Source organism: Candidatus Symbiopectobacterium sp. NZEC135, assembly GCF_025962695.1.
In genome coordinates this window covers 1-11024 of record NZ_JAGFPF010000086.1, presented here as the reverse complement: position 1 = coordinate 11024, position 11024 = coordinate 1, and the positions used below count along the sequence as shown (strand labels likewise).

The 11024-nt window shown below is 53.1% G+C and carries 9 protein-coding genes and 1 pseudogene; 6 read left to right on the top strand and 4 right to left on the bottom strand.

Annotation, left to right across the window (positions count from 1 at the left end; translation table 11 throughout):
* Nucleotides 1-20: 20 nt before the first annotated feature.
* Complete coding sequence (locus tag J5224_RS22180) at nucleotides 21-398, top strand: cytochrome b562 (RefSeq protein WP_264627416.1); 378 nt, start codon at nucleotides 21-23, stop codon at nucleotides 396-398.
* A gap of 52 nt (nucleotides 399-450) precedes the next feature.
* Here the strand turns inward: J5224_RS22180 and J5224_RS22175 are convergent, their stop codons facing one another.
* The 3 genes from J5224_RS22175 to J5224_RS22165 form a co-directional block, all read right to left on the bottom strand.
* A complete protein-coding gene (locus J5224_RS22175; protein ID WP_264627417.1) occupies nucleotides 451-942 on the bottom strand; it encodes a GNAT family N-acetyltransferase in 492 nt (163 codons plus the stop codon).
* Between the two features lie 226 nt (nucleotides 943-1168).
* Entirely contained in the window at nucleotides 1169-1828 is a 660-nt protein-coding gene (locus J5224_RS22170) for a metallophosphoesterase (RefSeq protein WP_264627415.1), read from the bottom strand.
* A gap of 320 nt (nucleotides 1829-2148) precedes the next feature.
* On the bottom strand, nucleotides 2149-2577 hold the full coding sequence (locus J5224_RS22165) for a hypothetical protein (RefSeq protein WP_264627414.1): 429 nt from the start codon (nucleotides 2575-2577) through the stop codon (nucleotides 2149-2151).
* A gap of 350 nt (nucleotides 2578-2927) precedes the next feature.
* Here J5224_RS22165 and nifJ point away from each other — a divergent pair, with 350 nt between their 5' ends.
* A complete protein-coding gene (nifJ, locus tag J5224_RS22160) occupies nucleotides 2928-6461 on the top strand; it encodes a pyruvate:ferredoxin (flavodoxin) oxidoreductase (RefSeq protein WP_264627413.1) in 3534 nt (1177 codons plus the stop codon).
* A 58-nt stretch (nucleotides 6462-6519) separates the two neighbouring features.
* Here nifJ and J5224_RS22155 read toward each other — a convergent pair whose 3' ends face one another.
* The gene (locus tag J5224_RS22155; RefSeq protein WP_264627412.1) at nucleotides 6520-7851 is read right to left on the bottom strand and encodes an aminotransferase class I/II-fold pyridoxal phosphate-dependent enzyme; all 1332 of its coding nucleotides are present in this window, start codon (nucleotides 7849-7851) and stop codon (nucleotides 6520-6522) included.
* Between the two features lie 158 nt (nucleotides 7852-8009).
* Here J5224_RS22155 and J5224_RS22150 point away from each other — a divergent pair, with 158 nt between their 5' ends.
* The 4 genes and pseudogenes from J5224_RS22150 to J5224_RS22135 all read left to right on the top strand — a co-directional run.
* Complete coding sequence (locus J5224_RS22150; RefSeq protein WP_264627411.1) at nucleotides 8010-8966, top strand: nitrate ABC transporter substrate-binding protein; 957 nt, start codon at nucleotides 8010-8012, stop codon at nucleotides 8964-8966.
* A gap of 41 nt (nucleotides 8967-9007) precedes the next feature.
* The gene (locus J5224_RS22145; protein ID WP_264627410.1) at nucleotides 9008-9811 is read left to right on the top strand and encodes a deaminated glutathione amidase; all 804 of its coding nucleotides are present in this window, start codon (nucleotides 9008-9010) and stop codon (nucleotides 9809-9811) included.
* Nucleotides 9812-9884: 73 nt separating this feature from the next.
* Nucleotides 9885-10763, top strand: a complete 879-nt coding sequence (locus tag J5224_RS22140) for an ABC transporter substrate-binding protein (RefSeq protein WP_264627409.1) — start codon at nucleotides 9885-9887, stop codon at nucleotides 10761-10763.
* A 64-nt stretch (nucleotides 10764-10827) separates the two neighbouring features.
* Nucleotides 10828-11024 (top strand): annotated as a pseudogene (locus J5224_RS22135) (amino acid ABC transporter permease); the annotation flags it as partial.

The following is an 11024-nucleotide window of genomic DNA, read 5'->3' as shown; positions in this document are numbered from 1 at the left end:
TCCCCCAACAGGAGTAAGCAATGAAAAGAGCAATGATCGCAGTAAGCATCGCATTGGCGAGCGTCACACTGGCACTGCCGTTGACCAGTCAGGCATCGGTGAAAGAGGAAATGCGAGCCATGCTGGGCAGCTATAAAGATGCCAGCAGCGCCAGCGATGCGGCTACGCTAAAAGCGGAGTTACAGACCATGAAGGAACACGCCACCAAGGCTAAAGCCGATCCCGAGTTTAACAAAGGGCCTGACAGCCAGGTGTTTAACGAAGGTCTGGGCAAGTTGATTGCGCAAATCGATGATGCCATCGCGCTGGTGGATGCAGGAAAATTAGCTGAAGCAAAAACCGCGACAGATAATCTGAAAAAAACCCGTGCGGAATACCATAAGAAGCTCGGTGTATAGCATTCGTCCGGTGGCCTCTTAGCGGGCCACCGGTTCGCTATCCGTTTTCAATTCATTCGCTTACGTGTTTGCGTAAAAAATTCTCGATGCCTTGCTCGTCCAAACGGTAGCGAATCCATTCGCTTTGTGCGTTAGCGCCAATACTGTCGTAAAAATCGATAGCAGGCTGGTTCCAATCCAGTACGCTCCACTCCAAGCGACCACAGTTTCGCGCTTTAGCCAATTTTGCCACATGCGCTAACAACGCTTTACCCGCACCATGCTGACGGAAACGTTTGCCCACGTAGAGATCTTCAAGATAAATACCGTTTTTTCCCAGCCAGGTGGAGTAACTCATAAAGAATACCGCGTACCCAACCGGTACCCCGTCAATGGCACAAATCAAGGCTTCTGTGCGCGTATCAGGGCCAAACAGCGTTTTTTCAATGTCTTCCCGCGTCGCAATCACTTGATTACGGGCAAGTTCATATTCCGCTAGCTCAATAATCATATCCAAGATCACGCCCGCATCTGCTCTCTGAGCGGGATAAATGGTTATATTCATCATCCTTTCCTGTTATAAACGCCAATATTGCCTCCTAATGCTACCTTAGAGCGGTTACAGTATGAACAGCATTTTGTGCATTGGGCGATAATAATCACGTCACGGTGCTATTTAGTTACGCCTCGGCAAGAAACGAACGAGAGTATCAGCGCGTGCAAGGATCGCTATTGCGCAGACAGATAACAGGACATAGAGGGGAAAAATAAAGCGCAGAAAAGGTATCCTGCTAGCGCAAGCGCACCATGGAAAGGGGCCCGCCATACACGGCACCCGTATCGAGATAGATCTGATTAGCGTAGGCGCACACTTTTTTAAGCGGCGTGTGTCCGAAGATAAAGCGGTCTGCCCCTTCGATCCGCTGATAGTCGCCAGACTGTGCTTGCTGCAACCGCTTGCGCCCCCACACGACATCATCCACATCAACGGGCAGGTCCAAAGCATAGTGCGCAGCAGGGTAATCGGCGTGAGCAATAACATAAAGGCGCGTTTGCACGTTAACTTCCAGAACATGTGGCAGTGACGCCGACAGATGGATCAGTCGATCGATGGAATGACGATGTATCGGGCTCAGATCGAAATACCAGCCACCGCCATTGTTGCGCCAGAGGTCGCAGTTTTCTCCTTGCAACGCCGCGTAGGCCATACATTCATGATTGCCTGTGACTGAAATGAACCAGGGAGCATCCAACAGTGCCAGACAGGCCGCACTGTCCGCCCCGCGATCGATAAGATCACCGACAGCAATCAGCAAGTCACAACGTTCATCAAATTTCCGTGCAATCAATTGCTGCTTCAATTGTTGATAGCAGCCATGAAGATCCCCAACTACCCACACATGACGATAATCATCCCCACGAACAGCGCGGTAGCGAACAACCTCTCGCATTTTCACCTCCAGAACTGCAATGACGCCTTAAAGTAATGTTGCGTGCCATGGGCGCTGTTCAATGCGATCGGGAAGTAAAACCTCAAAATCACACAGACACACATAATTATGCGTAACAGATTGTCGTCGAGCAGCATGAAAAAGATCGGAGATAAGAAAAAAAGCGATTCTTGTAAAAAATAGTGCGGGATTACGCAGTGTTGTTATTGGAAAGCGTTGTTATTGGCAATACAGGCCAGATAATGCCTCTGAAGGGAAGTCAGTAAAAGCACTCAAACCGCCACACCGGAAGCCGGGATGGCGGCAACACCGTTATCGCGCTAAGCGGAGTAAAGCGCCTCCACCGCCTGATCGCATTCAGGTACAGCAAATTTTGCATAGCGCAATGCATGGTGCACCTGTTGTTTTTCACTCTCGGGATATACCTGCGCATCCAGCAACAGCGCCCCAATCGCTTGCGCATCCAGCGTGGTAAAGGTGGTCCGAAGCGCCAGAGCGATCTCAGGCCCGCCATAACACATATTGCGCAATAACACAGCCAACTCATGAGCGGTGATCTTTCCCTGATAAACCGCATACAGCACATCGGCAATCAGTTTGGCATTTAAAACACTAATGCGGGAAATATCATGATAGTGCCCGCCCAATGCCTGAATCATGTGCTCGACGGCCTGTGTCGGTGTTTTCCCCTGATCGCGCAGAGACGTTAACGCCGTAACGAGTTTATTCTGCAACTCATCTGCCATCATCCTGTCCTCTTATTATGCCCCTGATCAATGACGCTGCATCACCGGGGTTTATGTAACATATCGCATTTTTTGTCAGTGCAATATCGGTTTAATAGAAAAATTAACAATTTTCAATATAGCGACGTTACTCACTGATTTTTATTAACATCCTTAACTTTCATGTGGAACGGAGGCCCCTCGTAAGATAGGCGGTTACTGGGTTATATGATAAATTCGGCTGCAAAGATGCTCAGTTACACGAATTTATACATCTGAGCTCATTATGGTTCATTCAAACCCTTTTCTCTGATGCGATAATGCAAAGAAGCAATCGTATTTCTTTCTGTGAGCAAGCAAGTTAAGGTTAAATCATGATCACCACTGACGGTAACAGCGCAGTCGTTTCTGTAGCCTGGCGAGCAAACGACGTCATCGCCATCTACCCGATTACCCCAAGCTCTTCCATGGCTGAGCAGGCTGCCGCATGGTCGAGCGATGAACGTAAGAACTTATGGGGAGATACCCCCCGGGTGATCGAAATGCAGTCGGAAGGCGGTGCGATTGCCACCGTGCACGGGGCGTTGCAGACAGGAGCACTGGCGACATCGTTTACCTCATCGCAGGGATTGCTGTTGATGATCCCGACGCTCTACAAGCTGGCCGGACAGTTAACTCCTTTCGTGCTGCACGTTGCCGCCCGTACCGTCGCGACTCATGCGCTCTCCATTTTCTGCGATCACTCCGACGTGATGGCGGTGCGCCAGACCGGTTGCGCCCTGCTGTGTGCCAACACCGTGCAAGAAGCACAAGATTTCGCCTTGATTGCACAAATTGCCACGCTTAACAGCCGCGTCCCTTTTATCCATTTCTTCGACGGTTTTCGCACTTCACATGAAATAAATAAAGTGGAACCGCTCAGTGATGACGTCTTGCTGAAGCTGCTGCCTCAGGATGCGATTGCCGCGCACCGTGAGCGAGCGCTTACACCAGAACGTCCGGTGATCCGTGGCACAGCCTCTAATCCGGATACCTTCTTCCAGGCGCGTGAAGCCACCAACCCGTGGTACAACAACACCTACGCTCACGTTGAACAGGCGATGGATGCCTTTGCCGAGGCCACCGGACGTCGCTATCAGCCGTTTGAGTATTACGGGCACCCGCAAGCAACGCGTGTAATTGTGCTGATGGGATCGGGCGTAGGCACATGCGAAGAAGTGGTGGATGCCCAACTGACCCGCGGTGAAAAAGTGGGCGTGCTTAAAGTGCGTCTATATCGCCCATTCTCGGCGCAGCATCTGCTCGCCGCGCTTCCGCACACCGCGCAGAGCATCGCCGTGCTCGATCGCACCAAAGAGCCCGGTGCCCTGGCAGAACCGCTTTATCTGGATGTGATGACCGCACTGGCGGAAGCCTTTTCCCGTGGGGAGCGGGCAACATTACCGCGTACCATTGGTGGCCGTTACGGTTTGTCATCCAAAGAGTTCACACCGCAGTGCGTGCAGGCTATTTTTAATGAGTTAGCGCTTGCTAACCCCAGACCGCGTTTCACGGTGGGTATTTATGATGATGTGACCCACCTTTCGCTGCCATTGCCGGAACAACACTTCCCCTCCAGCGCCGGGCTGGAAGCGCTGTTCTACGGACTCGGCAGCGATGGCACTGTCTCCGCCACCAAAAATGCCATCAAGATTGTCGGTTCCAGCACACCGATGTTTGTGCAGGGCTATTTCGTTTACGACTCCAAAAAAGCGGGCAGCCTGACGGTATCGCACATGCGCGTTGGCCCACACCCGATCAATTCGGCTTATCTTATCGATCAAGCCGATTTCGTCGCGTGTCACCAGTGGCAGTTTATTGATAAGTACACCATGGTAGAGCGCTTGAAACCCGGCGGTATTTTCCTGATAAACACCCCTTACAGCGCCGACGACCTGTGGCACCGCCTACCGCAAGAGGTTCAGGCAGGCCTGAATCAACGTCAGGCAAAAGTCTATTGTATCAATGCAGCCAAAATTGCCCGTGAATGCCAGTTGGGTGCGCGTATCAACACCGTGATGCAAATGGCGTTCTTCCATCTCTCGCAGATTTTGCCTGGTGATGTGGCCGTAGAGAAACTGCGTAGCGCCATCGAAAAGAGCTACGGGAGCAAAGGCGAAGAGTTGGTCGCCCGCAACTGGAAGGCGCTGGAAGCCACACTGGCGGCACTGGAAGCCGTTGCACTGGAAGCGGTTAATTCAGGCAGCCCGCAACGCCCGCCCGTGGTGTCCGACGCTGCGCCAGACTTCGTTAAAACAGTGACGGCAACCATGCTGGCCGGACTGGGTGATACCTTACCCGTTTCCGCCCTGCCGCCCGATGGCACCTGGCCCACTGGCACCACCCAGTGGGAAAAACGCAACATTGCAGAGGCCATTCCGCTTTGGAAGCCAGAGCTGTGCACGCAGTGTAACCACTGTGTCGCCGCCTGCCCGCACTCGGCTATCCGTGCCAAAGTGGTGCCTGCTGAGGCCATGAGCAACGCACCTGATTCGCTGCAATCGCTGGATGTCAAAGCGCGCGATATGCGTGGTCAGAAATATGTATTGCAGGTTGCCCCGGAAGATTGCACGGGGTGTAACCTGTGCGTCGAGGTGTGCCCGGCGAAAGACCGTCAAAACCCTGAGATTAAAGCCATCAACATGGCGTCCCGCCTGGATAACCTGAGCGTGGAAAAAACCCACTTTGATTTCTTCCTGCAATTGCCGGAAATCGACAAGAGCAAGCTGGAGCGTATCGATATCCGCACGTCACAGTTGATTACGCCGCTGTTCGAGTACTCGGGCGCCTGTTCCGGTTGTGGCGAAACGCCCTATATCAAACTGTTAACGCAGCTCTACGGCGATCGCTTACTGGTCGCCAACGCCACCGGCTGCTCGTCTATTTACGGCGGCAATCTGCCCACCACGCCGTGGACCACCGATGCCAACGGGCGTGGTCCGGCCTGGGCCAACTCACTGTTTGAAGATAACGCCGAATTTGGTTTAGGTTTCCGTCTCAGCGTGGATCAACATCGCCAGCGCGCCTTGCGTCAACTCTTGCAGCTAGCACCACGGCTCCCCGCCGATCTGGTGAGCGCCTTGCAGGAAGAGAACATTGCGCCGGATCTGCGCCGCCAGCAAATCGCGCAACTGCGTGAACAGCTTGCCAGCCTCAATGAACCGGTCGCGCGTGAACTTAGCCACGACGCCGACCATCTGGTTGACAAATCCGTCTGGCTGATTGGCGGTGACGGCTGGGCCTATGATATTGGCTACGGCGGTCTGGATCATGTGATGAGCCTGACAGAAAACGTCAACGTGCTGGTGCTGGATACCCAGTGCTATTCCAACACAGGCGGTCAGCAATCCAAGGCGACACCGTTGGGTGCCGTCACCAAATTTGGGGAAAAAGGCAAACGTAAGGCGCGTAAAGATCTGGGTATCAATGTGATGATGTACGGCCACGTTTATGTCGCACAGATTTCACTAGGCGCACAGCTCAATCAAACGGTGAAAGCGATTCAGGAAGCGGAAGCCTGGCCGGGTCCATCATTGATCATCGCTTACAGCCCCTGCGAAGAACACGGCTACGATCTGGCATTCAGTCACGATCAGATGCGTCAACTGACGGCTACCGGATTCTGGCCGCTCTATCGCTTCGATCCACGCCGCGTGGAAGAAGGCAAACCGGCGTTAGTCACCGATTCCCGTCCGCCTTCCAGCAGCCTGAGTGAGACGCTGCTGAAAGAGCAACGCTTCCGTCGGCTCAATACGCAAATGCCTGAAGAAACCGCGCGGTTGTATGAAGAAGCGGAACAGGATCTGCGTCGTCGCTTTGATTTCCTGACGATGATGGCAGGTAAAGCAGAGAAGAACACACAGGAATAAGGCCAAAATAGGCGACGAGATCCTCAGTGCAAGCAGAGGATCTCGTAAGGAAAATGCGCTAGCAAAAGATCTGGCTGACGGCGTCGGCCACGGTCTCCACCAAATGATCGGGCAGTTGGCAAATACTGAGCCGAATAAACTGCCCGTTTTTTACGCCGGCTCGCTCTCCCGGTTGCACAGCAATGCCACGGGCAGCCAGCGTCACCAAGGCATAACGTTCCGAAGGCACCGGTAACCAGATACAAAGACCGTCGTTTTCTGGCACATAGATGCCACGTCGTGCCAGCGCATCCGCCAACGCTTGCCGCCGCTGGTGATACACGTGCTGCGCGTGCGCAATGCTCTGCTGGGTTTTTGCATCCGTCAATAAATAGGCCAGCGCCCCTTGCAGTATCCGGCTGCTCCATCCTGCACCAAAATGGCGAAAGGATTGAATCTGCCCCATACAGGTTTTGCTGCCTGACATCACCGCCAGACGCAAATCGGGCCCGTACGCTTTGGAATAAGAGCGAATATGCACCGTGCGATCGGGATAGTAGCGTCCCAGACTGATTGCCGGGTGCGTTGATAACTCACCCACACCATCGTCTTCCAGAATTAGCACGTTATCGTGTCCCGAAAGTTGCCCAGCTAACTCGGCCAAACGCGTATGACTGACCGCGTTCCCCGTATGCGAATGGGTTCTGGGTTGGAAAATAAACGCCGTCGGTTTATGCAACAATGCCTGTTGTAGCGCCTCGGTTTCAGGGCCATGCTCATCGCACTCCACCATAATCGCATTCATACCCAGATGATCGAGCATATCCAACACGCGTGCTGCGGTAGGGCTTTCGACGGCCACCGTCGATCCAGGGAACAGCAATGCCTGTAACGCCAGATACATGCCATCAAACCCGCCATCTGCCGTGATAAACGCCTCTGCCGGATAAGGCCAGTGGCTGCGCACCGTGTGTTCTAATTCAGGAATGATGGCGGTGCGCTGGTAGCTGTTCAAATTCGGGGCTGACAGACCATGATGCAGTGCAATCGACAGATTAGGCAGCAATGTAGGATCAGGAGCAGAAAGTGTCATATCTGCCAAAATCGTGTCGCCAAAATTGCCAATTTTCTCGAAACGTTCTGGACGAGGCGAGACATGTTGACCACACACCCACATCCCCGTTCTTCCGCGCCCGGCAATAACCTTTTGCCGCCGCAACTGTGACCAGGCAGCGGAAATCGTTGCCGGACTGACCCCCAGCACTTCGGCCAACTCCCGAACTGATGGCAACTGGCTGCCAATCGCGATGCGTTCTTCACGAATCAATGCCGCGATATCCATCGCAATCCCCCGAATCGTGGGGTGAGTTAGCATACTTGCCAACCAGTTGGGGTCGATTTTTGTGGTCATAGAAAAATAATTTGTTCAATAACAAAAATCTTATTGTACACATACAAATGACGATCTAGTATCAAAAAAAGGCGCATTACGTATAAAAAATGCGCAATTGTAAGCAAGCAAATAATAAGAGATGTGCGGATTTGTTAGCCTTCACCGGGGAAAACAACGTGACAATAACAATTAGATTGGCTGTGCGCGATTGGGACTATTTTACCCCACTCGCTTTAGGCGACATCAAACCAAAAGGCTTTACGTTGGCGATCGACAGGGTGGGAACACTGCCCGACGATTTAGCCCACAGCCCGCATTACGATGCAGGCGAAGTCTCTTTCAGCCGCTACGCGCAAAGTCGTGCGCGTGGCGATGAAAGTTTGCTGGCCCTCCCGCATTTCTTGATGCGTGGATTCCGCCAGCGCTGCATTTTGACAACGGAAGATAGCCCGTTGACCGAATTATCGCAGTTAGCAGGAAAACGTATTGGCGTTACCGGCTGGCAGGACTCCGGCAATACCTGGACGCGAGCCCTACTGCGCCGTGAAGGCGTGGAAACGGAAGATGCCTACTGGTATGCAGGCCGTCTGACCGAGGCGCATCCCATTGTAGACCGGCTCGGCAAGTTTGGTCAGCCGGGCAGAATTGAAGCGGCGCCCGGCGAACAACCGCTGATCACGCTGCTGAAAAATGGCGGGCTGGATGCCATCTTCACCCCCTTTATGCCGGACGGGTATTTCAGCGGGCATTCAGGGTTACGTCAGTTGCAACGGGATTTCCGTCAGGCCGAATTAGAGTACTTCCATGCCGTGGGTTACAACCCGGGAATGCACGTTCTTGGCATTAAACCCGAGATAGCCGAAGCGCACCCCTGGCTGCCGGAAGCATTGAGCGAGGTCATCGATCAATCCTACGCCATGTGGATGAACAAACGCATCAAGTATGCCGACACCACGCCATGGCTGCTGGACGATTTGCGCAGAACTGCGCTGGATTTGCCCGCCAATTGGAATGATAACGGCTTTGAAGTGAATAAAGTGATGATCGCTGATTTCGCCCGTGAACTGCATGCGCAGAAGATCACGGAGGAATGCTTAACGCCGCAAGCGCTGTTCCCGTGGTCATGCCGGTAATGATGTGAATTTTAACGAAGTGATGGATAACAGGGGTTGCTATGAAAGTTGCGTTGGGACAATTCGCGGTAGATAAAGAGTGGCAAAACAATGTCATCACCACGCTCTCGCTGATGGAACAGGCCAATCAGGCCGGTGCCGATCTTCTGGTGCTGCCGGAAGGCATTCTGGCTCGCGATATCACCAATCCCAAGCTGGTGCTGACCGCCGCGCAACCCCTTGATGGCCCGTTTATGACGCAGGTGCTCGCAGCCAGTCGCGGCAACACCATGACTACTATGATGAGCATTCACGTTCCGAATGGCACCGAGAAAGTCTGGAATACGCTGGTGGCGGTTCGCAACGGTGAAATCATCGCGCAGTACCGCAAATTACATCTGTACGATGCGTTCGCTATGAAAGAATCAGAAAACGTGGTGCCGGGAGAAGATGTCCCGCCATTGGTCAACGTTGCCGGATTGAACGTTGGTTTGATGACCTGCTACGACGTACGCTTCCCCGAACTCGCCCGTCGTTTGGTATTGGATGGCGCAGATCTGCTGGTGCTGCCCGCAGCCTGGGTCAAAGGACCGCTGAAAGAAACCCACTGGGAACTGCTGGTTCGCGCCCGTGCGCTGGAAAACACCACCTATGTAGTGGCGGTTGGCGAGTGCGGTGTACGCAACATCGGTAACAGTATGGTGGTCGATCCGCTCGGCGTTGTCGTGGTTCAGGCCCCTGAAACGCCTGCGCTGGTCTATGCTGAGATCGACCCACAACGCACCGCCTATGCCCGCGACATTTTACCGGCACTGGTTAACCGTCGTTTCGTTGCACCGCGGTTGCCACACGAAGCACAAGGATAGTTTCAATAACCATCACTGATTTTCACCACCATCACTGACATCTGCATCCAATAAAGGCAGAGGAGAACACAGCATGACACTGAAAAGATTGGGATATACCGCGCTACTCATGAGTTCACTGTTTTCTGCAAGCACGCTGGCCGCTGACATTCCGACTCAGACCCTGAACAAAAGTTTGCACGACCGCTTGCCGGATGAGGTGAAAAAAGCCGGCGTGCTCAATGCCGTCAACAACGGCTCCTTCCCTCCTTATCAGATTGTTAACGGTACACACTCGCTAGACGGGGCCAGTGCCGATCTCGCCAAAGCGTTGGGTGAATTGCTGGGGGTTAAAGTCGAACATGCTTCCGTCAGTGGGCTCTCAGGCCTGTTGAGTGGCATACAGTCTGGGCGTTATCAGTTTGCGCTAGGACCAATCGGCGATTTTCCAGCGCGTCAGGAGAAAAACGATTTCGTCGATTTTGTGCGAGAATTCGTGGTATTTGCCGTCAAAAGCGGTAACCCGGAAAAAATCAATACGCTGGACGATACCTGCGGTAAGCGTATTGCCGTAATGTCCGGTGGTTCTGCCGAACAAGTACTCGTCAAGCAATCAGAAGCCTGTACAACTGCCGGGAAACCAGCGATTGCGGTGCAGTCCTACACAGACCAACCCACCTCTATCCTTTCTGTCCGTTCTGGCCGTGCAGATGCCTTCTTCTCCTCTCAGGCACCGCTGACCTATTTCGTTGAGCAGACTAACGGGCAGCTCGAACTGGCTGGTACCGGACAACACAACGGTTTTAACGATCTCTATCAGGGATCCGTGTTTGCCAAAGATTCACCGCTGACGCCAGTAATTCAGGCGGCCTACCAACAACTTTTTGATAATGGCACCTATGCTGCCGTCATGAAGAAATGGCACTTGTCAGATAACATGCTGCCTGCGCCGGGCATCAATTTAGCCAAGTAATCAACGTTTCTTCGCAGAAGCCGTTCGTTACATCGCCAACAACGTTAAGAGGTATTCTTTGGTCGTGGATACACTGAGAAATGTTGCCAGAGCCCTGCCACCCAGCCGCTTTAGCCAGCGGCTGTCCTGGGGCTTAACGCTGGTTATCGCTTTTTATGTCCTTTGGTCTGTCAGCACCAATAAAAACTTTGAATGGCATGTGGTTTATCAGTGGTTCAACGAGAAAACCGTTCTCGAAGGATTGGCGGTGACCCTGGGCCT